We start from the raw sequence: 24900 nt of genomic DNA, 5'->3' as shown, positions 1-24900 counted from the left end.
TATCGCCGATTTTCGCCAAATTGGTTGCGGGCCTTTCAGTTCGGGTGCTTGAGCCGCCGCCCGAGAATAAACGTCTCCGACGATTTGTCGCGAGAGGCCTTCGGCTTGCGCGGCGCCACCACTTTGAACTGCTGCTTGAACTTTTCGACGATCTGACTGTAACCGCTGCCGTGAAAACATTTGACCAGCAACGCACCTTCCGGTTTCAGATGGCTCTGCGCGAACTCCAGCGCCAGATCGCAGAGATGCTCGATGCGCGCCGCATCCGCACTCGCTACGCCAGAGAGGTTGGGGGCCATGTCGGAAATTACAAGGTCCACTTGACGCTCGCCGACGATTTCAGCGAGTTGCGCGAGCACCTCGTCCTCGCGGAAGTCGCCCTGAATGAACGTGACGTCCGCAATCGGGTCCATCGGCAGAATATCCAGCGCGATGATCGTGCCGTCGATGCCGCCCTCGCGTTCGGCATCCCGCTTCGCGCCCTGCGCGAGCTTGTTGCGCGCGTACTGGCTCCAGCTGCCGGGCGTCGAGCCGAGATCGACGATGACCTGCCCCGGCTTGATGAGCTTGTCCTGCTCGTCGATCTCCTTCAACTTGTACGCGGCGCGCGCGCGGTAGCCCTCGCGCTGCGCCATCTTCACGTAAGGATCGTTGATGTGGTCGTGCAACCACGAATGATTAAAACGGTTCTTTGCCATTCAAACTGAGCTCATGTGGCGCGCTGACAGCGCGCCCGGTGCGGATTTTGCTGCATCGCGCGATGCTTTTAGCGGATAATACGCGTCTTGTCGGCCGGACCGGCCCTCGGACGCTAACGTGCGCCGAAACCCGGCATCCGGCCTGTTCTGTTTCTGGTGGGCGGTGGCGCGATCGATGCGCCGCAGATCCGGCGCGAAGCCATGCGCTTTCGCTTCAGCGTGTTCAAACCGCCTCGCGAGCTCACCTCACGCCGCCCACATTTTAGTCGAGTCCCAAATTTCTCATGCCAGCTCTTAAACTCTCCCCCGCCGAGCGCGCCGATCTGCGCTCCCAGGCCCATGCGCTCAAGCCCGTCGTGCTCGTCGGCGCGGAGGGTCTGACCGATGCCGTGCTGAAAGAGATCAACGTCCACCTCGAAGCGCACCAGCTCATCAAGGTTCGCGTATTCGGCGACGAGCGCGAAGCGCGCGTCGAGGTCTACGACGAAATCTGCGATCGCCTGAACGCCGCGCCCATCCAGCATATCGGCAAGCTGCTCGTGATCTGGAGACCCGAGGGCGCCGCGCCGAAAAGAAGCGCCACCCGCACGCGCAGCACGATGCCGCCGAGCGCGGGCGAAGCTGCCGAACATTCGACCAAGGGTCGCGCGCCTCGCACCGTCAAGGCTGTGAAGATCACGCGCGATGCGCCCGCCTTCAAGAAGCCGAAGAAGACCACGCTGAAAGTGCTGGGCAACGAACGCGTGACGGCCGGCGGCAACGTGAAGCGCGCGAAGAAGCGTCAGACCGGCTCGAAGCGCCAGCATCAAGCCGTGAAATGATCGAACGGCGCGTGCGTTGCCGATATAACGCACGCGCCGTTCCGTAATTACTGCGATTCAGCTGCGCGCTCGTTTCGCCGCCACCTTGGCCGAGTTGCCCTTTGGCACGACCTTGACCGGCGCCGCACCCGGCAGGCGCCACACCAGCGCGATGCCGAACAGGCATTCGATCAGATAGATCGCGCTCGATACGCCGTGCAGCACGCCGAACTCCTTCGCATACGGAGAGCTCGCGAGATCGGTGCCCGCTTCCTGCGCGGCCATGCGCAGCGAGTTCATAAACGGCTGCAGCGCGAAGTAGCCGACCAGCACGCACAGAAGCATCACCGCGACGATCCACCGAACGCGCTTGTAGTCAACGATGCCGCTTTTCACGAAGCGATTGCCGATCAGAATCAGCACGAGCGCGCTGACTACGCCGATGATCGCTTCGATCCTGAAGAGTTGCGCCGCCACCGAGCCCGCCGACGTACGGTCGAGCATCGAGAAAAGGACGGGCGCGGCGACGAGGCCCAGGGTCAGCAAGCTGCCGACCCAGACCATGCTGATGGTGCGAAAGAGCCGGTGCTCCATCAGACGTAACGTACCGCGATGATTTCGTATTCGCGCGCGCCGCTCGGTGCCTGCACCGACGCCACGTCGCCTTCCGATTTCGCGATGAGCGCGCGCGCGATCGGCGAGCTCACCGAGATGAGACCGTGATCGATATTCGCTTCGTCATCGCCGACGATCTGATACGTCACCATGTCGCCCGACTCCAGATCCTCCAGTTCGACGGTCGCACCGAACACCACGCGGCCTTCGGCCTCGACCTGCGTCGGGTCGATCACTTGTGCGGCGGCGAGCTTCGACTCGATCTCGGCGATGCGGCCCTCGATGAATCCCTGCTTTTCTTTTGCGGCGTCGTATTCCGCGTTTTCCGACAGGTCGCCTTGTGCGCGGGCCTCCGCGATCGCAGTGATGACCGCCGGACGCTCCACGGCCTTCAGGCGTTGCAATTCGTCGCGCAGCAACTCCGCGCCGCGCTTCGTCAAAGGAATCGTGCTCATAGACCACTCACAAACAATTTCGTCAAAAAAATTACCGCGGTTAAGCGCATCTCCCGATCAAAGGAGACGCCGCTTAACCGCGGCTCGTGATGCTTAGACTTGTAATCGAAGCCTTAGTTTAGGCGAGCATGCAGCCCTTGTAAATCATAGACTTCCAGATCGCGGAGATAACGCAGGCCCTCGACGGCCGCGCGCGCGCCCGACATGGTCGTGTAGTACGTGACCTTGTTGGCCTGCGCGCTCATGCGGATCGAACGCGAATCGGCGATGGCGGCGCGCGTTTCATCGACGGTCGTGAATACGAGCGCGATCTCGCCGTTCTTGATCATGTCGACGATGTGCGGACGGCCGTCCTTCACCTTGTTCACGACCTTCACCGGCACGCCCGCCGCCGCGATCGCGGCCGCCGTGCCCTTGGTCGCGACGATCGGATAGCCGAGTTCGTGCAGCATCTGCGCGACTTCGACGGCCTTCGGCTTGTCCGCGTCCATCACCGTCAGCAGCACCGTGCCCGATTCCGGCAGACGCGAGCCGGCCGCGAGTTGCGACTTGAAGAGCGCCTCGCCGAAGGTGCGGCCCACGCCCATCACTTCGCCGGTCGAACGCATCTCGGGTCCGAGCACCGGATCGACCGCCGGGAACTTGACGAACGGGAACACGGCTTCCTTCACGCTGAAGTACGGCGGAATGACTTCCTTCGTCACGCCTTGCTGCTTCAATTTCTGACCGACCATCGCGCGCGCGGCGATCTTCGCGAGCGGCAGGCCCGTCGCCTTCGATACGTACGGCACCGTGCGCGATGCGCGCGGGTTCACTTCCAGCACGTAGATGACGTCCTTCTTCGAACCATCGTCTTGCGGTACTTGCTGAATCGCGAACTGCACGTTCATCAGGCCGACGACGTTCAGCGCTTTCGCCATCGCGGCGGTTTGCCGCTTCAGCTCGTCGACGGTTTCCTTCGACAACGAATACGGCGGCAGCGAGCAGGCCGAGTCGCCCGAGTGCACGCCCGCCTGTTCGATGTGCTCCATGACGCCGCCGATGAACACGTCATCGCCGTCGGAGATGCAGTCGACGTCGCATTCGATCGCGTCGTTGAGGAAGCGGTCGAGCAGCACCGGCGAGTCGTTCGATACCTTCACGGCCTCGCGCATGTAACGTTCGAGATCGCGCGGCTCGTGGACGATTTCCATCGCGCGGCCGCCCAGCACGTAGGACGGACGCACCACGAGCGGATAGCCGATCTCTTCCGCGAGCTTCAACGCTTCATCTTCGGCGCGCGCCGTGCGGTTCGGCGGCTGGCGCAGGTCGAGATCTTTCAGAAGCTGCTGGAAGCGTTCGCGGTCTTCGGCGGCATCGATCATGTCCGGCGACGTGCCGATGATCGGCACACCGTTCGCTTCGAGATCGAGCGCGAGCTTGAGCGGCGTCTGTCCGCCGTACTGCACGATCACGCCGACCGGCTTTTCGAGATCGACGATCTCGAGCACGTCTTCCAGCGTCAGCGATTCGAAGTACAGACGATCGGACGTGTCGTAGTCGGTCGACACGGTTTCCGGGTTGCAGTTGACCATGATGGTTTCATAGCCGTCCTCGCGCATCGCGAGCGCGGCATGCACGCAGCAATAGTCGAACTCGATGCCCTGCCCGATCCGGTTCGGGCCGCCGCCGAGCACCATGATCTTCTTCTTGTCCGTGGGATTCGCTTCGCACTCTTCCTCGTAGGTCGAGTACATGTAGGCGGTCTTTGTCGCGAACTCGGCCGCGCACGTGTCCACTCGCTTGTAGACCGGACGCACTTTCAGTTCGTGGCGCTTCTTGCGCACATCGTCCTGCGTCGAGCCCGTCAGCTTCGCCAGACGGCGATCCGAGAAGCCGCTCTTCTTCAGATACAGCAGTTCGTCTCGCGTGAGGCTCGCGAGCGTGCGGCCTTCGAGCGCCTTTTCCTTCAGGATGATCTGTTCGATCTGCGCGAGGAACCAGGGATCGATCGACGTCTCTTCGAAGATCTCTTCCATCGTGAGGCCGAGACGGAACGCGTCGCCGAGATACCAGATACGATCCGGGCCCGGCTCGCCGATTTCGCGGATGACTTCGTCGCGGCTCGCGGTCTTTTCATCGAGACCATCGACGCCCACTTCCAGACCGCGCAGCGCCTTCTGGAACGACTCCTGGAACGTGCGGCCCATCGCCATCACTTCGCCGACGGACTTCATCTGCGTCGTCAGGCGCGAATCGGCTTCGCGGAATTTTTCGAACGCGAAGCGCGGCACCTTCGTCACGACGTAGTCGATCGTCGGCTCGAACGATGCGGGCGTCTGTCCGCCGGTGATTTCGTTCTTGAGCTCGTCGAGCGTGTAGCCGCACGCGAGCTTCGCGGCGACCTTCGCGATCGGGAAGCCCGTCGCCTTCGATGCCAGCGCCGACGAGCGCGACACGCGCGGGTTCATCTCGATGACGACCATGCGGCCATCGACAGGGTTGATGGCGAACTGCACGTTCGAGCCGCCCGTATCGACGCCGATCTCGCGCAACACCGCAAGCGACGCGTTACGCAGCACTTGATATTCCTTGTCGGTGAGCGTCTGCGCGGGCGCGACGGTGATCGAATCGCCCGTGTGCACGCCCATCGGGTCGAGGTTTTCGATCGAGCACACGATGATGCAGTTGTCCTTCTTATCGCGGACGACTTCCATCTCGTACTCTTTCCAGCCAAGCAGCGATTCTTCGATCAGCAGTTCGCGCGTCGGCGAAAGATCGAGGCCACGACGGCAGATTTCTTCGAACTCATCCTTGTTGTACGCGATGCCGCCGCCCGAGCCGCCCAGCGTGAACGAAGGACGAATGACGGTCGGATAACCGCCGCTGCCCGTCGCCTCGGCGATCTGCGCCTGCACGGCGAGCGCTTCTTCCATCGAATGCGCGATGCCCGACTTGGCCGAACCGAGGCCGATCTTCGTCATCGCGTCCTTGAACTTCTGGCGGTCTTCCGCCTTGTCGATCGCTTCGGGCGATGCGCCGATCAGTTCGACGTTGTACTTCTCCAGCACGCCGTGATGGAACAGGTCGAGCGCGCAATTGAGCGCGGTCTGTCCGCCCATGGTCGGCAGGATCGCATCCGGGCGCTCCTTCGCGATGATGCGCTCGACCACTTCCCACGAAATCGGCTCGATGTAGGTGACGTCGGCCGTGTTCGGATCGGTCATGATCGTCGCCGGATTGCTGTTGACGAGGATGACCTTGTAGCCTTCCTCACGCAGCGCTTTACAGGCTTGCGCGCCCGAATAATCGAACTCGCACGCCTGGCCGATGATGATCGGACCCGCGCCGATGATGAGGATGCTCTTGATGTCTGTGCGCTTCGGCATAACTGCTCTCGATATATATGTTCGGTACTTTTAAGCGGCGACCTTCGCCGACTCCATCAGCTTGATGAAGCGGTCGAACAGATACGCGATGTCGTGCGGGCCGGGCGACGCTTCCGGGTGACCCTGGAAACAGAAGGCGGGCTTATCCGTGAGCGCGAAACCTTGCAACGTGCCGTCGAACAGCGAGACGTGCGTGACCTTCGCGTTGGCGGGCAGCGTCGATGCATCGACCGCGAAGCCGTGGTTCTGCGACGTGATCACCACGCGGCCGTCTTCCATGTCCTTCACCGGATGGTTCGCGCCGTGGTGGCCCGTCTTCATCTTCATCGTCTTCGCGCCAACGGCGAGACCCATGATCTGGTGACCGAGACAAATGCCGAACGTCGGAATGCCGCGCTCGATGAACTCGCGCGTGGCGCGGATCGCGTAGTCGCAGGGTTCCGGATCGCCCGGGCCGTTCGAGAGGAAGATGCCGTCCGGATTCAGCGCGAGCGCGTCAGCGGCGCTCGATTGCGCCGGCAGCACCGTCACGTGGCAACCGCGCTCGGCCAGCATGCGAAGGATGTTGAACTTCACGCCGTAGTCGAACGCGACGACGCGAAACTTCGGCGCTTCCTGCTTGCCGTAGCCGCTGCCGAGACGCCATTCGGTCTGCGTCCATTCGTAGTTCTCTTGCGTCGACACGACCTTCGCGAGGTCCATGCCTGCGAGACCCGGGAACGAGCGCGCGAGGCCGAGCGCCTTCGCTTCATCGTCGGTGCCGGCGAGAATGCATCCGTTCTGCGCGCCCTTCTCGCGCAGGATGCGCGTGAGCTTGCGCGTGTCGATGCCCGCGATGGCGACGACGCCTTGCGCCTTCAGATAATCGGAGAGCGATTGCTCGGAGCGGAAGTTCGAAGCGAGCACCGGCAGATCACGAATGATGAGGCCGGCGGCATGGACTTTGGTGGCTTCGACGTCTTCGGCGTTCACGCCGTAGTTGCCGATGTGCGGATAGGTCAGCGTGACGATCTGGCGGGCATAGCTCGGATCGGTCAGGATTTCCTGATAACCGGTGATGGCGGTGTTGAACACCACTTCACCGATCGTCGAACCGGGCGCGCCGATCGATTGACCACGAAAGACCGTGCCGTCGGCAAGTGCGAGGAGTGCGGGGGAAAATGACGGCAACACGGGAAGCTCCTTGGGGAACACCCTGTTACCGACCTGTCTGTCCGAAATTCAGGCTTGGCCTCCCGTCGCTCGAAGAACGAGGGTTTCCTTCGCAGTGAAAGCGGCGGCTCGCTGTGCGCGCATCGTGGCTCGAACCGGCACGCTTGCGCGTGGCATCGACGAATTCAAGCGTGCGATCGGCACCGTGCGGCGCGCAGTTCATGCGCAGCGAACGACGGTGAATGGGAGGTAGGCGCTAGGGTGCGGGTTGATATGCTCAAACCTTCGAATTATAGCGCGAAAACGTCGCATTCGCCAGATTTCGGAAGCGTCCGCTTGCGTACCGCCTGCCTCGCGCGTGCCGGTCAGTGCGCCGTGCGCTCTACTTTTCGATCGGACTTGTGCAGCACGCGGCTCGGAAAAACGTACCAGACTGCACTCGCGACTTGCAGCCCAATCAGCACGATCCACACCGTCAGATGCGCCGACGCCGGGTAGCGTCCGCCATCCGACGGCCAGAGCGAAAGCATCGCACCGACACCCACCTGGAAGCCGAAAATCAACAGGAAAATCACGAGCGTGAGCGTCGTGTGCGCGCGTCCGATCATGTGCGACGGAAAATACTCGGCGGCGACTGCGTAGCTCAGAATGCCCGTCCCGCCGAAAATCCCGTATGCGGTAATCAGCACGGACGGCGGCAGCGGCACGCGCAGCACCATCAACACTTGCGTCACGACGAACAGCACCATGCCGGCGCCGCAGAACGCATACACCGAAACGCCGCGCCGCTCCATGCCGCGCGCCGCCGCGCCGAAGCCGACGCAGCCGAACATCATCGCGAAGCCGAGAACAGACACGAGCGCTGCGGCGTGAGCGGGCGCGAGATTCATTACATCGAGCAAATAGGGGCGAATCCATAGCGATTGCATCGCATAGAAAACGCCTTGCGTGACGACAGAAAACGAAGCGATCTTCCAGAACACGCCGCTTTTCAGGATTAGCCACGTGCCCTTGAACTGGGTGACGACGTCCGCCCGATGATGCGGCTCGGCCTCCGCCTTGCGCGGTGCGAACAGGACGATCGCGGCAGCGACGGCGACCGTGAACACGCCCAGTCCCACGCACACCTGCCGCCAGCTCGCGAGATGCAAAAGCGATGCGAGCGGCGATCCGACGACGACCCCGCCCAGTCCGCCAACGGCCATCGTGAGTCCGTTGATGAGCGGCAGGCGCGCGAGCGCGAAATGTTGCGCCGACGCCTTGAAGGCCGCGCTCAGACACACCGACACGCCGACACCGATCAGGAACCGGCCGATCATCAGCCCCGCGAGCCCGTGGGATGCACCGAACACCCAGATGCCAGCCGCCGCGAACACCAGCATGCTGGCCGTCACCCGGCGCGGGCCGAAATGATCGAGCAACACGCCGACCGGAATCTGCGCCAGCGCGAAGCCGATGAAATACAGCGAGGTGAGAAGACCCAGATCGGCCGCGGACAGACCCAGCTCGTGCGTGATGAGCGGCGCGAAGCCGAGATTGACCCCGCGGAACACGTACGAGACGAAATATCCGGCGGCGAACAGGAGAAAAACACGGAGACGTGTGGAAGGCATGTGAAACGGACGCTTCATTCTTATGGACCGCCAGTTTAGCGGCGTCGCCAAAAGAAAACGCCGTCACCTTGGTGACGGCGTGGGATAGCGCTTCGCCGAAACGCCGGCCTTATTTCTTCTTGCTGGTCTTCGTCGATGCGGCCGGCTTCACGGTCTTGGCCGTGGCGGCGGGCTTTGCCGCGTGCGATGCCGTCGAAGCCGACACTTTCGTCACCTTGCCCGACGAATGCGCGGTTGCCTTGCCGCCGCGCGACGACTTCGATTCCGGCACTCGCGTGCCGATCTTCGACACGCCGCCCGACGAACGGCTCGACGCCGCCACCGTCTCCAGGCGCGCCGGACCCGGCTCGGCCGGCACCGGACGGCCATAAGGCACGTGCAGGACGACCACCTGGCCCGGCATGATCATATCGCCGTGCGTACGGTTCCACGCGCGCACCTGCGCCGGCGATACGTTGTAACGATCCGCCAACGTGCTGACGGCCTGCTTCCGGCGAACGCGGATCACGAGTCGACGCGTGTCGGGCACGTCGCGCTCGATCGCGAGCATCGCGTTTGCGGCGACGTCGGCGCTGATGTCTTCATCGTCGTCGTCCGTACGTGGTACGACAATCGTCGAACCAGGCTTCAGACGCATGCCCGCCGGAATGCGATTGACCGACATCAGCGTGTCCGCGTCCACGCCGATTTTCTCGGCGATCGCCGCCGGGCGTGACCGCTCGGTCACGGTGTACGTGGTCCACGACGACAACGCGCCCGAATACGACGAGAGATTGCGCTGGAACGAAGCCGCGTTGTCGAACGGCAGCAGAATCTGCGGATTGGTCGCGCCGAGAATCACGGGCTTCGAGAACGACGGATTGAGCGAGCGGAATTCTTCCACGCTCATGGCGGCGAGCTTGGCGGCCATCGTCACGTCGATGTCGCGCGCCGTCGTGACCGTCACAAAATACGGGTGATTCGGGATGTCCGGCAGCGCGAGGCCGTACATCTGCGGGTTGCTCACGATGTTCTTGACGGCCTGCAGCTTCGGCACGTAGTTACGCGTCTCGTTGGGCATGCGCAGATTTTCGTAGTCGGTCGGCAAGCCCGCCGCCTCGTTGCGCGCGATCGCGCGCTGCACATTGCCCTCGCCCCAGTTGTAGGCGGCGAGCGCGAGATGCCAGTCGCCAAACATGTCGTGCAGACGCGAGAGATAGTCTAGCGCGGCGCTCGTCGATGCGAGCACGTCGCGGCGCTCGTCCTGCCACATGTTCTGCTTGAGGTTGTAGTCGCGGCCCGTACCCGGCATGAACTGCCACATGCCCGCGGCCTTCGCGACGGACAGCGCCTGCGGGCTGTAAGCCGACTCGATGAACGGCAGAAGCGCCAGCTCGGTCGGCATGTGCCGCTGCTCGAGTTCCTCGACGATGTGATAGAGGTACTTCTGCGAGCGCGTGGTCATGCGCTCGACGTAGTCCGGGCGCTGCGCGTACCAGTTGACCTGCATGTCGACGAGATCGCTTTGCAGATCGGGAATCTGGAAACCGCCACGAATGCGGTTCCAGAGATCGGACGATCCAGCGAGCGAAGTCACGGGCGTCTTGTCGACGTCGATGGTTTCCTTGGCTGCTGCGGTGCGGCGGATGGTGTCGGCGACTTGCTGCTGCTGTTGCTGCGAAGCGGCGGTAGTGGCTGAAGCTGATAAAGGATCTGACGCTGTAGGCCCCTGGCTCGCGCACGCGGCGAGCATCAGGACGGACAGCGCGCTAAGGGTTAGTCGCATGGAACGTCTCTGCTTCCACAAAATAATGCTTGGAAATTTGCAGCCGATAGTACGGAACAGCACCTAAGACGTCAATAAGAATGCGCGCAAAACCCCTGCAAAATCCTGCATCTAACGGCGATTCCAACGTTTCGGTTGAAGTTATCCCTAAAAGCGTTCGGTTAGCGGAACTTATCCTTCCAGCCTCGCATCATTCGAAACGCTTCGAGACGGCCGGAAACCGGGGTGCCGAACTGTGACGAGAGCGTCGCGTGAATCGCCGGAACGTCTGAGCGCAAGAACGGATTTACCGCCTTCTCGTGGCCGATGGTCGTGGGTAAAGTCGGCTTGCCTGCGGCGCGCAGCGTCTGTGCATCGTCGCTCCAGCGCGCGAGCGCGGCGTTGTCCGGCTCGCATGCGCGCGCGAATTTGATGTTCGACAGCGTGTATTCGTGCGCGCAGTGAACCTGCGTGTTCTCGGGCAACGCGGCGAGCGCGTCGAGCGAGGCGAGCATCTGCTGCGGCGTGCCTTCGAAAAGTCGGCCGCAGCCGCTCGCGAACAGGGTGTCGCCGCAAAAGAGATGCGGCGTGCCGCCCGGATCGCCTGCCTGAAAGTAAGCGATGTGACCGGCCGTATGGCCCGGCACGTCGATCACGGAAAGTTCGAGCGCCGGATGCGCGATGCGCACCGTATCGCCGCCCGTGACGCGCTGGGTCAGATGCTCGATACGCTCGCTGGCCGGGCCGTAGACGGGAATGCCACCCTCTGCCGATCGGCTATCGAGGAGCGCTTTCACGCCGCCGACGTGGTCCTGATGATGGTGCGTGAGTAAAATAGCGGTCAGTCGCCAACCGCGCCTGGCGAGATACGCCTCCACGGGCGCGGCGTCACCGGGGTCGACCACGACCGCATCGCGCGAGTCCGATACGAGCCAGATGTAGTTGTCCTCGAACGCCGGAACCGGCACGTATTCGAGTGCATCCTGAGCAGATAGATTCTTGGCAAGCGAATTCATGGCGATTTTCTATGCGGCAATTCGAACATGTCTGACCGACCGATTATAGACTGGCCCACCTGGACGAGCTCGGCGCCCGGACGCTACGTGCTCGAATGGGAGCAGGCGCAGCTCGATCACGTGGTGTCCGACATCTTCGGCTATCACGCGCTGCAGCTCGGCATGCCGCAACTCGACGCGTTGCGTGAGAATCGCATGACCGGCCGCGCGCTCGTGCTCGACGCGGAAAGCGCATCGAGCGCGCCCTACACGCCGCCGCGCGCCACGACGCCCGGCGTGAGCGCGCTACCCGCGGCGAGCGCACCTGATGGCCGCAGCACCGTGTGGTGCGATCTGCTCGACCTGCCCTTCGAAGCGCAAAGCGTCGATCTGCTCGTACTGCCTCACACGCTCGAATTCTCGCCGGACCCGCATCGGCTCTTGCGTGAAGCCGAACGCGTGCTCGTACCCGAGGGCCAGTTGATCATCCTCGGCTTCAATTCGCTGAGTCTGTGGGGCGCGCGGCAATCGCTCGGCAAGGTGGCGGGCCGGCCGTTCGTGCCGTCGGCGCACGAGATGATCGCGTTCACGCGCATCAAGGACTGGATCAAGCTGCTCGGATTCGATCTTGAACGCGGGCGCTTCGGCTGTTATCGTCCGCCGCTCGTCACGGACAAGTGGCTGCAACGCTATGAGTTCATGGAAGCCGCTGGCGACCGCTGGTGGCCCATCTTCGGCGCGGCGTACATGATCACGGCCGTGAAACGCGTGCGCGGCATGCGCGTCATCGGTCCCCGCAAGCTGAAAAAAACCGCGCTCGCGCCCGGCCTCGCGCCGGTCGCGGCTCCGCACACGCGCAACGAGACTCGCAACGAGCATTGATGACTCAAGAACCCACATCGAACAAGGTAATCGACATCTACACGGACGGCGCCTGCAAAGGCAATCCGGGGCCCGGCGGCTGGGGCGCCCTGCTTCGTTTCGGCACGCAGGAAAAGGAACTGTTCGGCGGAGAAGCCGCGACCACCAACAACCGCATGGAACTGATGGCCGTGATCTCCGCGCTCGAGGCGTTGAAGCGCCCGTGCCACGCGATCATCCACACCGATTCGCAATATGTGCAAAAAGGCATCAGCGAATGGATCCACGGCTGGAAGAGAAAGAACTGGATGACCGCCGCGAAGACGCCCGTCAAGAATGCCGATCTCTGGAAGCGGCTCGACGGCCTCGTCGCTCAGCATGAAATCGAGTGGCGCTGGGTCAAGGGCCACGCCGGACATCCCGAGAACGAACGCGCCGATGCGCTCGCCAATCGTGGCGTGACCTCGCTCGCGGACAGCTAATCAAACCACACGTCATCTATGCGCCAACTGATACTGGATACCGAAACCACCGGCCTGAACGCGAGGACGGGCGACCGGATCATCGAAATCGGCTGCGTCGAGCTAATCAACCGCCGGCTCACCGGCAACAATCTGCATCTGTACGTGAACCCGGAGCGCGACAGCGATCCCGGCGCGCTCGCCGTGCACGGTCTCACGACCGAGTTCCTGAGCGACAAGCCGAAGTTCGCGGAGATCGCTGCCGAGTTGCGCGATTTCATCGCGGACGCCGAGTTGATCATCCATAACGCGCCCTTCGACGTCGGCTTTCTCGACGCGGAGTTCGCGCTGCTCGGATTGCCAAAGGTTTCCGAAACATGCGCCGGCGTCATCGACTCGCTCGCGCAGGCCAAGCAGATGTTCCCCGGCAAGCGCAATTCGCTCGACGCGCTGTGCGACCGCTTCGGCATCAGCAACGCGCATCGCACGCTGCACGGCGCGCTGCTCGACTCGGAGTTGCTCGCGGAGGTCTATCTCGCGATGACGCGCGGCCAGGAAAGCCTCGTCATCGACATGCTCGGCGACCAGCCCGCGTCGGGCTCGGTCTCGACGTCGCGCATCGCGCTCGACGATCTGGATTTGCCGGTGATCGTCGCGAGCAAGGAAGAGCTTGCCGCGCACGAAGCCGTGCTGACCGATCTCGACAAGGCGCTCAAAGGCACGAGCGTATGGCGCACGGAACCGGCGCCGGCCGAAGGCGACGCCGTTCCCGCATAATTTTTTCGAATTCGGCTTAACAGGGTCTTTACGAAACGCGAAACGCCTGACATAATCTCGTTTCTCTTCGGGTGGTTAGCTCAGCGGTAGAGCACTGCCTTCACACGGCAGGGGTCACTGGTTCGATCCCAGTACTACCCACCAGAATTCTGGTGTTGGTAAAGACAAGCACCGAAGAACAAAAGGCCCAAGTCTCACGACTTGGGCCTTTTTCATTTTCCGTCACCGAATGCGGTTACGACGCCCATACGCCCCGCGCCATCCCGCTCGCGGCGATCACCATCACCATCACGAGCCCGGCTTCGAGATCGCTCATCCACGCAAAACGCCGCGCGCGCGTCAGATCGATCGCCCCTCCCTGCGCGAGCGCGATGCGCCAGCGAATCAGCGCGAGCATCGGTGAAACCTCGATCAGCAAAATCGCGACGAGCACCGTCATCTTCAAATGGAAAAGCGGCTCGTGCAAATAGTACGCGGCCCCTTTTTCAAATCCGCCGAACGCGCGCGTCACGCCCGTCACGATCAGCACGATCGCGGTGACGCCCCACACCGAATCCGAGCGGAACACGTCGCGCAACCGCAGTTCGTTCGCCTGAATGGACTGCGTGGCATCGAGATGCCGCAACGCGCGAGCGCGCGCGAGCACCGAGCCGAGCGCGAAACCGAAAGCAAGAAGATGAAGCGCGGCCAGCGTCCAACGTATCAGCATCCTTTCCTCCCTGAAGAGACAGGAACGACGTGCACGGCAGTTCGGCTTGCGAAGGCGAACGATTCAGATCTGACGCAGCGTCACATCGAGCGCGCGCGCCGCGTTGCGGTCGCCCTCGCTGGCGAGCGGCGCGCGGAACACGGTGGTGCGATTATGTCCGGCCGCGGCGGGCGAGTCCCACAACAACTCGACCTTCGGCGGCCGCGCGAACACGCCCCGCCGCACTTCGCCGCTTGCGCGAATCGACGGGCCGGCGGGCTCGGTAGCCGGCGTGAGCATCGTCGTTGACGGCGATACATCCGGCGACGGCGCCGGCCATTTCACCGACAGTTCACGCGCATCGTACTGGCCGAGCTTGCGGCTCTCCGCCCAGACGACCGCCGTCCGCGTGACGGGATCGAGCGAGATCGCATAGCGGCCGATCGCGAAACGCCGCGCGGCGGCATTGGTGCGCCAGAGCGCGCGCGGCCGACAGATCCACATGACGACCGCATAGAGCGCCGGGCCAACGACGAGCCAGCCGTTGGTCTCGGCGAGCGCTTGCGTAAAGCGCCGCCATCCGGAACTCCAGATGAACGCGCCGACGGAAAACATCGCAAAGCCGAATGCCAGAAGCGCGATGAAGCGCAAGGCCTGCCGCAACCACTGCGGCAGCGGATGCAGCGGGCGCTCCATGCGCGCCGTCGCGCCCGGTAGCACGATCAGGAGAAAAATCAGGACGAGGTTCACACACGCCCACGGCGACGACGTCATCGCGCGCAGCGAGGACAAATAGCCCATCTGCGACATCGAAAACGCCCAACGCGCCGCGAGCACCAGTCCGATCGCACGCAATGCGAACACGGTGCCGGCGCCCGGAACCGGGCTCGCGCTGATTTGCTTGGGTCTCGCCAAAAGAACACTCCTGTCCACGAACATTGCATGCCGCTCCGCGCATCGCGAAGCCCGGTCATTATAGGGAGATTACGGATGTCGTCAGAGGTTTGACAACCGTAGCGCGGTCTGGCGCGCGAAAGGCAGACCCAAGTGTGCTATTACGACAACGCCCCGCGTGCCTTGAGGCACGCGGGGCGTTGTTTTACAGCCGATGCCGCGCAGCGCGGCAAGACTTACTTAGCTCGCGTTGACTTCGCGCAGAACGGTGCGGCGCTTCTGGCGCAGCAATTCTTCGTACACGTTGACGTAATTCTTCGCCATCACCTTCGACGAGAACCGCGATTCGAACGCGCCGCGGACCTTCTCGCGCGACAACGTGTCGAGACGCTTGACGGCGGCGATCGCTGAGAGTTCGTCTTCCACGACGAAACCCGACACGCCGTTTTCGATCACTTCCGGCACCGAGCCGCGGTTGAACGCGATCACCGGCGTGCCGCAAGCCATCGCTTCGATCATCACGAGGCCGAAGGGCTCCGGCCAGTCGATCGGGAACAGCAGCGCGTGCGCGTTGCCGAGGAACTCGGTCTTTTCGGCTTCGCTGATTTCACCGATGTATTCGACGTGCGGCAGCGCGAAGAGCGGCTTGATCTCTTCTTCGTAGTACGCGCGGTCGGCCTTGTCGAGCTTCGCAGCGATCTTGATCTTCATGCCCGCGGCCTGCGCGATGCGGATCGCGCGGTCAACGCGCTTTTCCGGCGAAATGCGGCCGAGGAACGCGAGGTAACCGGGCTTCACGTTCGGGATCGGCTTCAGCAGGTTTTCCGGCAGACCGTGGTACACCGTCGACAGCCAGTGCGCCTGCGGCAGCGGCTGACGCTGGTTGTCCGAGATCGAGATGACCGGCACGTCGTTGAACGTGTTGAAGATCGGCTGGAGCTCGGGCAGGTCGAGACGGCCATGCATCGTCGTCAGGAACGGCACCGGCTGGCGCGCGAACAGCGAGAACGGGTAGTAGTCGATGTGGAAGTGCAGCACGTCGAACTCGTCCGCGCGGCGGCGAACTTCTTCCAGCAGAAGCATGTGCGGCGCCATCGTGTCGCGGATGGTCGGATCGAGGCGCAGTGCCTGCGGCCAGAATGCTTCGAGCTTGGCGGACGTCTGCGAATCACCGCTCGCGAAGAGCGTGACATCGTGTCCAGCATCCACGAGTGCCTCGGTCAGATAAGACACCACGCGTTCCGTGCCGCCATACAGCTTCGGCGGAACAGCCTCGTGGAGGGGCGCGATTTGAGCGATTCGCATGTCGTGAAACTCCTAATGAAAGATCAGGCAAGTACTACAGTCATGTTGACGTTGGAGAGCGAATCGCTCGGCTCGGGCGAAGCTTCCCGCGGCGCGGTGGCCGCGGCGCTATGGCTGATGCTCGAGTGAAAAAGCGGGGTCGCTGATCACCGGTTTGTCGCGCTGGCGTTCGGACCAAGCAAGTGCGGTTCCACATCTCGAAAATCGCCGCGCGCCAGCAATTAACGCGCATCTGCTTCGTCGGTTGACGGGAACTTGCAAAAACCTGTCGGAAACCTAAGGGCAAACCCGGATCGGATTATGGAGCTTTTTACAGAGTCACAACGGCAGTCATTTCAACTTATTTACCTTGTTACACGGGGGATACATTTTGCAAACCCCTGTTTATTAAGGTTGTTCTACATTGGAGCACGGGCTTGTCGCGGCATGCGCCGGTCGCCGCGGCAAACAATGGCTTCTGATCGATTGCGCCTGCCAAGCCCGAAGGCTGGCGCGTCGCGTGCTCTTCGAGATGTCTGCCTGCCCGGCGAGCGTTTCATCGCAAAAAGCTGCGCAATATGCTTACAATGCGCGCCCATGCCGTCAGCCGTGCGTCCGGCAGGCCTGAAGGCCGGGCGGCAACCCAATTTTCGCCACGGGCGACGTTCGGACGGCCACATAGGCCGAACGTCATATGCCCGAGAACGCGTTGCCCCGCCGCGATACTGGCTACAATTCGTGATGGAGACGGCGCAGCGTCGCCTCGCTTGACGTCAGTCGCGCCGGATCGGGCGACGCATCGCATGCCGGTTGCCGCAGTCGACACCGCGCATGGCACTGCCCGAAGGCGCAACATACGCTCAACCGCTCTACGACCAAAAAAGACCATTGGACCAACTCACCGTCTCCCAGCGTAACGCGCACAACGCGAAGCTTTCGAGCTACGCGCATCGGCCGCTCGCGTTCCTGCTCCGCTACATCCGCCGGCATCCCGTCGCGCATGCCATCGTGCTCTTCAGCGTATTCGCCGCCGTCGGCTGCGCCCTCGCCTCCCAGTACGCGATCAAGCATCTGATCGATGTGCTCGGACAAGGCCGCGGGCATCCCGGGCCGCTCTGGGGCGCGTTCATGATCCTTGTCGGGCTGATCGCCGCCGACAACCTGCTCTGGCGGGTCGGCGGCTGGGTCGGCGCGCATGTATTCGTGATCGTCACCGGCGACTTGCGCAAGGATTTGTTCTCGTACCTGTCCGGTCACTCGCCAACGTACTTCTCCGAGAAGCAGCCGGGCATGCTCGCGAGCCGGATCACGGCCACGTCGAACGCGATCTACACCTCCGAAAACGTGATGGCGTGGAACGTCCTGCCGCCGTGCATCGCGGTGCTGGGCGCGATCGTGATGATCGTCTCCGTCAATCCGCTGATGGCCGCCGGCCTGATGTCGGCGTCGGTGATTCTCGCGCTGATCCTTTATCGCCTGGCGAAGCGCGGCTCGGCAAGGCATCACAGCTTTGCGTCGAAGGCGGCGTCGGTCGATGGCGAGCTCGTCGACGTGATCGGCAACATGGCGCTCGTGCGCGCATTCGGCATGACGTTCCGCGAGCAAAAGCGCTTCGGCTCGACGGTGAAGGCCGAAATGGTCGCGCGTCAGCAGAGTCTTCTATACCTCGAAAAACTGCGCCTGTTCCACGCGGTAGTCACGGCGATTCTCTCCGCCGGCCTGCTCGGCTGGGCTCTGTGGCTGTGGTCGCAAGGGCGCGCGACTTCGGGCGATATCGTGCTCGTCAGCTCGCTCGGCTTCACGATTCTGCACGGCACGCGCGATCTGGCGGTCGCGCTCGTCGATGTCACCCAGCACGTCGCGCGTCTCGCCGAAGCCGTCCAGACCCTGCTCGAGCCGCACGGCATGCCGGATCGCTCGGACGCGACCGAACTCGTGCCGCAAGGCGGCCGCGTCGATTTCGACAACGTCACGTTCGCGTATCCGCGCCGCCGCCCGATTCTCGACAACTTCCATCTGCATATCGAGCCGGGTCAGCGCGTGGGTCTGATCGGCAAATCGGGCGCGGGCAAATCGACCGTGCTCGCGCTGCTGCAACGGTTCTACGAGACGCAGAAAGGCAGCATCAAGATCGACGGCCAGGATATCGGCGCGATCACGCAGGACAGCCTGCGCCATGCGATCGCGCTCGTGCCGCAGGATATTTCGCTGTTCCACCGCACCGTGTTCGAGAACATCGCTTACGGCCGTCCTGAGGCGAGCCGCGAGGAAGTGCTCGCCGCCGCGCGCGAGGCGCGCTGCACGGACTTCATCGAAGCGATGCCGGAAGGTTTCGACACGATCGTCGGCGACCGGGGCGTGAAATTGTCGGGCGGCCAGCGCCAGCGCATCGCGATCGCCCGCGCGATCCTGAAGAACGCGCCCATTCTCCTGCTCGACGAAGCCACCTCCGCACTCGACAGCGCATCCGAAGAAGCGATCCAGCAGGCGCTCGACCGTCTGATGGTCGGCCGCACGGTGATCGCGATCGCGCACCGTCTGTCGACGCTGCAGAACTTCGATCGCATCATCGTGATGAGCGCGGGCAAGGTCATCGACGACGGCTCGCCGCAGGAATTGCGCGATCGCCCGGGGCTGTATCGCGAGTTGCTGGCGAAGCAGCACGGCAAGCTGCCGTCGATCGTCGCGACGCCGCACAAGCAGCCCGCCTGAACGCAACACCCGTAGAGAAAGCCGTGTTTTCGTGAGGAAACACGGCTTTTTTGCGCCTACGCGCCGGCTTTCAGATCGCGTAGAAAGTTGTCGCGCCAGACGGAGACGTTGTTCTCGCGAAGCTGCTGCATCATCTCGCCGTAGCGCGCCTTGCGTTCGTCGAGCGGCATCTTGAGCGCGGTGGCGAGCGCATCGGCCATATCGTCGATGTCGAGCGGATTGACGATGAGCGCGGCCGTCAGCTCGCGCGCCGCGCCCGCAAACTGCGACAGCACCAGCACGCCGGGATTGTCCGGATCCTGCGCCGAAACGTATTCCTTCGCGACGAGATTCATGCCGTCGCGCAACGGCGTGACGAGGCCGACGTGCGCCTCGCGGAACAGCGCCGCGAGCACCGGCCGTTCATATTGACGATGGATATACCGAATCGGCGTCCAGTCGAGCTCGGCGTATCGGCCGTTGATGCGGCCCGATTCCGCTTCGAGCTGGAAGCGCATGTCGCGATAGGCATCGACATCGGAACGTGTCGGCGGCGCGATCTGCAGAAACGACACGTTGTTGCGCTGACGCGAATCGTGCTCGATCAGCCGCTCGAACGCGCGAAACCGCTCGACGAGGCCCTTCGAATAATCCAGGCGATCGACGCTCATCACGAGCTTGCGATGATGCAGCGTCGCCTTGACGATCTCGACGTCACGCCCGCTTTCGCCGTCTTTCGCGAGCGCGGCGATCTCGTCGGGATAGACGCCGATCGGATACGCCGCGGCGCGCAGCGTTTGGCCGAACGCGCGCACCTCGACCGGCTTCGCGCCATCGCGCCGTAGCGAGCCGCCCGCCTCGGTTTCGATGTAATCGCAGAACGCGCGCAGATCGGGCTCCGTCTGAAAACCGAGGAGATCGAACGCGCACAGCGCTTCCACCAGTTCGCGATGGCGCGGCACGCTCAACAAAATCTGCGCCGCCGGAAACGGAATATGCAGAAAGAAGCCGATGCGATTTTTCACGCCCAGCGCGCGCAGCGCCTGCGCGAACGGAATCAGGTGATAGTCGTGCACCCAGATTACATCGTCGGGTCGGAGCAGCGGCGCGAGCTGCTCCGCGAGCCAGCGGTTCACGCGGCAATAGCCATCGTATTCGTGGCGATCGAACTCGATCAGGTCCGGCCGATAGTGAAACGCGGGCCACAAGGTCGCGTTGGAAAAGCCGCGATAGTACTGGTCGTAGTCGCGGCGCACGAGGCCGATGGTCGCGAAGGTCACCGGCCCGTGTTCTTCCAGCTTGATGCCTTCGGGATGAGACGTGAGCACGTCTCCGCTCCAGCCGAACCACATGCCGCCGGTTTCCTTCAACGCGTCGTACACGCCGACCGCGAGACCGCCCGCCGCGGGGCCGCCTTCGGAAATCGGCGCGACGCGGTTCGAAACGATGATCAGCCGGCTCACGCGTGCTTCCCGGCCGTGCCCGCGATCACCTGCAGCCAGTCCAGCAGCAATTCGACCGATTCGATACGCGAGCGCGCCACCGTGTCGCCCGGACCGATCTTCACCGAAAGCCCGTCGAATTCGTTGACCACCGCAAAGCCCTTTTCATCGGTGAGATCGTCGCCGATAAACACCGGTTTGCGGCCCGTGAACGGCGGCTCGTTCATATACGCGCGCACCGCGCGACCCTTGTCGACGTCCTTCGGCTTGATCTCGTAGACCATCTTGCCGGGTTGCAGCACGTAGGCGTCGGCGTATTCCGCGACCAGCTTCTCGGTGGCCGCACGCGCGGCCGGCTCGCGGTCGGGCGCGTTGCGGTAATGCAGCGCGAGCGCCGCGCCCTTGATTTCGAGCAGCATGCCCGGATTCGCGCTGACCACCTTCTCGAGCGCGTGCTCCATGCGCAGCAGCCGCTCGTCGTTGAAGCCGATGCGCTGCACGTCGCCGTTCGAATCGCGCCGTTCCGCGCCGTGCATGCCCGCGACGGGCAGATCGGGCATCTGCAGGAACGAATCGATATTGTCGATGCCGCGCCCCGATACGACCGCCACCGCGCCGTTGGTCGCGCGCCTGAGCGCGGCCAGGATGTCGGGCACCGAGCGCGGCACGAAGATGCCGTCGGGCGTGGACGCGAGCTCGACGAGCGTGCCGTCGAAATCGAAGAAGAAGGCGGTCTCGGCAAGAGACAGGGAATCGGGAAGATTTGGCATCGATCTTTGGCCTGTGGTTTGCCTGTGATGTGGCGCGCGCCCGCTTGGGACGTCGCAATGCGTGCGCATCTTACCGCGCGAACGCTTTCGGGTAAGAAAGCTCTTAGCTTACAACCTTCGCCGCGAGCCCTTTCAGCGCGCCTCAGTCATGCGGCAAATCGTCTCAAAAATAGTCTAATGGCGACATGATGCGCTGGCAGCGCGGCAAAAGGCGTGTATTTTGCGACGGAGTTCATATCGAATCATCCTGCAACGCGATCTCCGATGCACGCTTCGTTTCTCCATCTCGCCGCGCGGTCCATGCGACTGCGGCGCTTCATCGCCCTTCTCTCGCTGTGCGCGCTCGCCGCGTGCTCCAGGCCCGCCGAGCCGTGGCAATTGACCGACATATCGGGCCATTTGCCGGACCTGGACTTCTCGCTCGTCGACGATGGCGGCGCGCCCGTCACCGGACAATCGTTCGCGGGCAAAACAACGCTCGTCTACTTCGGATACACGCATTGTCCCGACGTCTGCCCCGAAACGATGGCGCGCCTCATGCAGGTGCTCCAGCGCGTGGGCGCGGACGCGGACAGGACGCGCATCGTGTTCGTCTCGGTCGATCCGGCGCGCGACACGCCCGCGCTCCTGCGCTCCTACGTGCGCGCGTTCGACGACAAACACGCCGTCGGCCTGACCGGCACCGAGCGCGCGATCGAATCGGTCGCGCAGCGCTATCGCATCGCGTATCAGATGGAAAAGCGCGACCCGAACGGCGAGTACGAGGTCACGCATAGCTCGGCCGTCTATATCTTCGATGCCGCCGGTCACGCGCGCCTGCTCGCGACCGACCACGATTCCATCGACGCCATCGCGAACGATCTGAAACGCGTGATCCACGCGAAGGACGCCTGACGATGAGCGCGCTTCTTTACTGGCTCGATCCGTGGGAGCCGTCGCCGACGGTCGTGATCGCCGTGCTCGTCGCGGGGATTCTGTTCGCGCGCGGCGCGCGGCATGCGCGCGTGTCGGTGTCGCGTCGCATCGCGTTCTGGTTCGGCCTGATCGCCCTTTATGTCGCGCTCCACACGCGCCTCGATTATTTCTTCGAGCATGAATTCTTCATGCATCGGCTGCAGCATCTCGTGCTGCATCATCTCGGGCCGTTCCTGATCGCATTGTCGTATCCCGGCGCGGCTTTGCGCGCGGGCGTTCCGTTCGCATGGCGGCAACGCTGGCTGCGCCCGGCCGCGCAGAGCCGCGTCGCGCGCGTGTTCTTCGATATCGTGTTCAATCCCGTGATCGCGGTCGCGCTGTTCGTCGGGCTGATCTACTTCTGGCTGCTTTCGCCGATCCACTTCAAGGCGATGCTCGATTACCGGCTCTATCGCGTGATGAACTGGAGCATGGTGATCGACGGCCTGCTGTTCTGGTGGCTGATTCTGGATCCGCGCCCGGCGCCGCCCGCGCGGCTCGCGCCCGGCAGACGCGTTCTCGTCGTGATCGCCGCGATTCCGCCGCAGATCATTCTCGGCGCCTATATCTTCTTCACGCCGCACGAGTTGTATCCGATCTATTCGATCTGCGGCCGCGCGTTCACGTGGATCACGCCGATGCGCGATCAGCAGATCGGCGGCCTCTTGCTGTGGATTCCCGGATCGATGATGAGCGTCATCGGCGCGCTGATCGCGCTACGCCACTGGTTGCGGCTGTCGGCGCGATCGCGGCTGAGAAAGGAACGTGTCGGACGCGGCGCGGGTGCGCCGGTCAACGGCCCGAAGGCCACGACTTCATGAACCGAAGCCGGGGCGGCGCATCCACACGTGCGGAATGCCGTCTTCGTCATGCAGACCCGACGACGGCGCGAAGCCGAACGCGCCGTAGAAGCGCTGCAGATGCGCTTGCGCATGCAGGCTGACCGGCTGATCCGGCCATTGCTTCAGGATGTGCTCCAGCGCGCGCTCGAGCATCGCGTTGCCGAGCTTCAGGCCACGAAAGCTGGCCGTCGTCAGCACGCGGCCGATGCGTACTTCCTTCTCGCTCTCGTCCGGGTGTCCCGGCAACAGCACGCGCAGGTAGCCCGCGAGCGCGGGACGCTTCTCGCCCTTGCCGTATGCGAAGAGGTGCCACGCATCGACATCGAGTCCGTCGATGTCGCCATACACGCAATTCTGCTCGACGACGAACACGGCGCTGCGCGCGGCGAGCATGTCGTACACCTCGGTGGTCGTCAGGTCGTCGAAGCGCTTCCAGCGCCATTCGAGTTCGGAGAGTTGGTCGGTCATTTGGATTTGTGTGGCAGAAGTATGGCAATTATGCCGTGCCGCGACGGGACGCAGAATCAGCTGGATGCCGGCGTGCCGAAAAGAAAAAAGCCCTGACGAATCAGGGCTTTTCAAGTGGAGGCGCGGACCGGAGTCGAACCGGTCTAAACGGCTTTGCAGGCCGCTGCATAACCGCTTTGCTACCGCGCCACAAGCGGTTTTGGTGCTTACCGGCATGATGTCGGCTAAATCACCAAACAAAAAGGGAAGCTTGGCTTCCCCTTTGACTGGAGCGGGAGACGAGTCTCGAACTCGCGACCTCAACCTTGGCAAGGTTGCGCTCTACCAACTGAGCTACTCCCGCAATATCCTGCAATGCTGAAACTGCCGGTTCCGATGCCCCGTTGCGCTTTGCCAATTCAGCGCCGATGACATCAAACCTTCAAAATCTGGAGCGGGAGACGAGTCTCGAACTCGCGACCTCAACCTTGGCAAGGTTGCGCTCTACCAACTGAGCTACTCCCGCATTTACTGCTGCTCTTTTGCTGTTGCTTCGCTTATTGCGTCGCGCCGTGCATCAGAGAAACGAGATTATGTAGAAGCCAAAGAGGGCTGTCAACTGTTTTGTGAGAGGAATTTTTCGGCTCGGCGCAATTTTTGCAATGTGCCGATCGCTCGTCTCACAGCATGCCGCCGCGCTCGCGAATCTGGGGCCACGCGAGCTTCATGTAGTAGAGCATGGACCAGACGGTGAGGAACGCCGCGACGTAGATGAGCCACAAGCCCCATACGCGCGTGTCGATCATCCAGGGCGTGCCGGCGATCTTCAGCGGCCCGTAGAACAGCAGCATCGGAATCGCGACCATCTGGCATACGGTCTTGAACTTGCCGAGCTGATTCACCGCGACGCTCTTCGATGCGCCGATCTGCGCCATCCATTCGCGCAGCGCGGAAATCGTGATCTCGCGTCCGACGATAATGAGCGCGATCACCGCATTCAGCCGCGACAGCTGCACGAGCACGAGCAGCGCGGCCGTGACCATCAGCTTGTCGGCGACCGGATCGAGGAACGCGCCGAACGAAGACGTCTGATTGAGCTTGCGCGCAAGAAAGCCGTCGAACCAGTCGGTGAGTGCGGCGAGCACGAAGATAAGCATGCCGAGCAGGTTGCGATGCTCCGGGCTCATCATCATGTCCGGCAAATAGAACACGCCCACCACGAGCGGAATCAGCACGATTCGCAGCCACGTCAGGAAGATCGGTAGATTGAACGGCATGGGCGAAAGCGCTTGATGGACGTGTAAGGAAGCCGCCATTGTGCCGCGTCGACTCCGCGCTCACAAGGCGCG

The 24900-nt window shown here is 62.9% G+C and carries 22 protein-coding genes and 4 tRNA genes; 8 read left to right on the top strand and 18 right to left on the bottom strand.

All coding sequences use genetic code 11. From position 1 onward, the window contains the following. Positions 1 to 35: 35 nt before the first annotated feature. On the bottom strand, positions 36 to 698 hold the full coding sequence (locus tag ACEN42_RS05085; RefSeq protein ID WP_187605762.1) for an RlmE family RNA methyltransferase: 663 nt from the start codon (positions 696 to 698) through the stop codon (positions 36 to 38). A 284-nt stretch (positions 699 to 982) separates the two neighbouring features. Here ACEN42_RS05085 and ACEN42_RS05080 point away from each other — a divergent pair, with 284 nt between their 5' ends. After that, the gene (locus ACEN42_RS05080; RefSeq protein ID WP_187605763.1) at positions 983 to 1519 is read left to right on the top strand and encodes a YhbY family RNA-binding protein; all 537 of its coding nucleotides are present in this window, start codon (positions 983 to 985) and stop codon (positions 1517 to 1519) included. Positions 1520 to 1576: 57 nt separating this feature from the next. Here the strand turns inward: ACEN42_RS05080 and ACEN42_RS05075 are convergent, their stop codons facing one another. From ACEN42_RS05075 to gloB, 7 genes are all read right to left on the bottom strand, one after another. Beyond that, a complete protein-coding gene (locus tag ACEN42_RS05075) occupies positions 1577 to 2092 on the bottom strand; it encodes a DUF4149 domain-containing protein (RefSeq protein WP_371880797.1) in 516 nt (171 codons plus the stop codon). After that, the gene (greA, locus tag ACEN42_RS05070) at positions 2092 to 2568 is read right to left on the bottom strand and encodes a transcription elongation factor GreA (RefSeq protein ID WP_035501637.1); all 477 of its coding nucleotides are present in this window, start codon (positions 2566 to 2568) and stop codon (positions 2092 to 2094) included. Before greA ends, ACEN42_RS05075 begins: the two co-directional genes overlap by 1 nt. Before the next feature lie 113 nt (positions 2569 to 2681). Continuing rightward, entirely contained in the window at positions 2682 to 5936 is a 3255-nt protein-coding gene (gene carB / locus ACEN42_RS05065; RefSeq protein WP_187605765.1) for a carbamoyl-phosphate synthase large subunit, read from the bottom strand. A gap of 30 nt (positions 5937 to 5966) precedes the next feature. Beyond that, positions 5967 to 7109: a glutamine-hydrolyzing carbamoyl-phosphate synthase small subunit gene (gene carA / locus ACEN42_RS05060; protein WP_238288576.1), complete on the bottom strand. Its 1143-nt coding sequence runs from the start codon at positions 7107 to 7109 to the stop codon at positions 5967 to 5969. A 344-nt stretch (positions 7110 to 7453) separates the two neighbouring features. Next, positions 7454 to 8701, bottom strand: a complete 1248-nt coding sequence (locus tag ACEN42_RS05055; protein WP_371880796.1) for a nitrate/nitrite transporter — start codon at positions 8699 to 8701, stop codon at positions 7454 to 7456. Positions 8702 to 8810: 109 nt separating this feature from the next. Continuing rightward, positions 8811 to 10466, bottom strand: a complete 1656-nt coding sequence (locus ACEN42_RS05050) for a transglycosylase SLT domain-containing protein (RefSeq protein WP_371880795.1) — start codon at positions 10464 to 10466, stop codon at positions 8811 to 8813. 161 nt (positions 10467 to 10627) lie between these two features. Further along, a complete protein-coding gene (gene gloB, locus ACEN42_RS05045) occupies positions 10628 to 11461 on the bottom strand; it encodes a hydroxyacylglutathione hydrolase (protein WP_371880794.1) in 834 nt (277 codons plus the stop codon). A 27-nt stretch (positions 11462 to 11488) separates the two neighbouring features. Between gloB and ACEN42_RS05040 the strand changes: the two genes are divergently transcribed. The 4 genes from ACEN42_RS05040 to ACEN42_RS05025 all read left to right on the top strand — a co-directional run bounded on the left by ACEN42_RS05040 (position 11489) and on the right by ACEN42_RS05025 (position 13683). Continuing rightward, complete coding sequence (locus tag ACEN42_RS05040) at positions 11489 to 12322, top strand: class I SAM-dependent methyltransferase (RefSeq protein ID WP_187605770.1); 834 nt, start codon at positions 11489 to 11491, stop codon at positions 12320 to 12322. Beyond that, positions 12322 to 12783 carry a ribonuclease HI gene (gene rnhA / locus ACEN42_RS05035; protein WP_371880793.1) on the top strand — a complete coding sequence of 154 codons (462 nt, stop codon included), beginning with the start codon at positions 12322 to 12324 and terminating at the stop codon, positions 12781 to 12783. Before ACEN42_RS05040 ends, rnhA begins: the two co-directional genes overlap by 1 nt. A gap of 18 nt (positions 12784 to 12801) precedes the next feature. After that, complete coding sequence (gene dnaQ / locus ACEN42_RS05030; protein WP_371880792.1) at positions 12802 to 13539, top strand: DNA polymerase III subunit epsilon; 738 nt, start codon at positions 12802 to 12804, stop codon at positions 13537 to 13539. Positions 13540 to 13608: 69 nt separating this feature from the next. Then, positions 13609 to 13683: transfer RNA gene (locus ACEN42_RS05025), tRNA-Val, on the top strand. A gap of 91 nt (positions 13684 to 13774) precedes the next feature. On the opposite strand, the gene ACEN42_RS05020 is transcribed toward ACEN42_RS05025, so the two are convergent. From ACEN42_RS05020 to ACEN42_RS05010, 3 genes are all read right to left on the bottom strand, one after another. Continuing rightward, positions 13775 to 14248: a DUF2214 family protein gene (locus tag ACEN42_RS05020; RefSeq protein WP_238215400.1), complete on the bottom strand. Its 474-nt coding sequence runs from the start codon at positions 14246 to 14248 to the stop codon at positions 13775 to 13777. Positions 14249 to 14311: 63 nt separating this feature from the next. Then, positions 14312 to 15142 carry a hypothetical protein gene (locus ACEN42_RS05015; RefSeq protein ID WP_371880791.1) on the bottom strand — a complete coding sequence of 277 codons (831 nt, stop codon included), beginning with the start codon at positions 15140 to 15142 and terminating at the stop codon, positions 14312 to 14314. Positions 15143 to 15361: 219 nt separating this feature from the next. Further along, a complete protein-coding gene (locus tag ACEN42_RS05010; RefSeq protein WP_238215405.1) occupies positions 15362 to 16426 on the bottom strand; it encodes a glycosyltransferase family 4 protein in 1065 nt (354 codons plus the stop codon). Positions 16427 to 17236: 810 nt separating this feature from the next. On the opposite strand from ACEN42_RS05010, the gene ACEN42_RS05005 reads away from it, so the two are divergent. Beyond that, complete coding sequence (locus ACEN42_RS05005) at positions 17237 to 19117, top strand: ABC transporter ATP-binding protein (RefSeq protein WP_238215407.1); 1881 nt, start codon at positions 17237 to 17239, stop codon at positions 19115 to 19117. Between the two features lie 56 nt (positions 19118 to 19173). On the opposite strand, the gene otsA is transcribed toward ACEN42_RS05005, so the two are convergent. Beyond that, positions 19174 to 20559, bottom strand: coding sequence for an alpha,alpha-trehalose-phosphate synthase (UDP-forming) (gene otsA, locus ACEN42_RS05000; RefSeq protein WP_371880790.1), 1386 nt, complete (start codon positions 20557 to 20559; stop codon positions 19174 to 19176). Next, the gene (otsB, locus tag ACEN42_RS04995; RefSeq protein ID WP_371880789.1) at positions 20556 to 21308 is read right to left on the bottom strand and encodes a trehalose-phosphatase; all 753 of its coding nucleotides are present in this window, start codon (positions 21306 to 21308) and stop codon (positions 20556 to 20558) included. The genes otsA and otsB overlap by 4 nt, the downstream gene beginning before the upstream one ends. A 264-nt stretch (positions 21309 to 21572) precedes the next feature. Here otsB and ACEN42_RS04990 point away from each other — a divergent pair, with 264 nt between their 5' ends. Together ACEN42_RS04990 and ACEN42_RS04985 are read left to right on the top strand one after the other, a co-directional pair. Next, the gene (locus ACEN42_RS04990) at positions 21573 to 22202 is read left to right on the top strand and encodes an SCO family protein (protein WP_371880788.1); all 630 of its coding nucleotides are present in this window, start codon (positions 21573 to 21575) and stop codon (positions 22200 to 22202) included. Positions 22203 to 22204: 2 nt separating this feature from the next. Further along, the gene (locus ACEN42_RS04985) at positions 22205 to 23083 is read left to right on the top strand and encodes a cytochrome c oxidase assembly protein (RefSeq protein ID WP_371880787.1); all 879 of its coding nucleotides are present in this window, start codon (positions 22205 to 22207) and stop codon (positions 23081 to 23083) included. Here the strand turns inward: ACEN42_RS04985 and ACEN42_RS04980 are convergent. From ACEN42_RS04980 to pgsA, 5 genes are all read right to left on the bottom strand, one after another. Further along, positions 23078 to 23572: a GNAT family N-acetyltransferase gene (locus tag ACEN42_RS04980; RefSeq protein ID WP_371880786.1), complete on the bottom strand. Its 495-nt coding sequence runs from the start codon at positions 23570 to 23572 to the stop codon at positions 23078 to 23080. The genes ACEN42_RS04985 and ACEN42_RS04980 overlap by 6 nt on opposite strands. Before the next feature lie 115 nt (positions 23573 to 23687). After that, positions 23688 to 23761, bottom strand: a tRNA-Cys gene (locus tag ACEN42_RS04975). 78 nt (positions 23762 to 23839) lie between these two features. Then, a tRNA-Gly gene (locus ACEN42_RS04970) sits at positions 23840 to 23915 on the bottom strand. An 86-nt stretch (positions 23916 to 24001) separates the two neighbouring features. After that, positions 24002 to 24077: transfer RNA gene (locus ACEN42_RS04965), tRNA-Gly, on the bottom strand. Between the two features lie 154 nt (positions 24078 to 24231). Further along, positions 24232 to 24828: a CDP-diacylglycerol--glycerol-3-phosphate 3-phosphatidyltransferase gene (pgsA, locus tag ACEN42_RS04960; RefSeq protein ID WP_035501650.1), complete on the bottom strand. Its 597-nt coding sequence runs from the start codon at positions 24826 to 24828 to the stop codon at positions 24232 to 24234. Between the last annotated feature and the right edge of the window lie 72 nt (positions 24829 to 24900).

Source organism: Caballeronia sp. S22 (genome assembly GCF_964261745.1).
In the GTDB taxonomy this organism is placed as follows: Bacteria; Pseudomonadota; Gammaproteobacteria; order Burkholderiales; family Burkholderiaceae; genus Caballeronia; species Caballeronia jiangsuensis.
The sequence above is the reverse complement of the archived record's forward strand: the minus strand, read 5'-3'. Positions and strand labels throughout refer to the sequence as shown.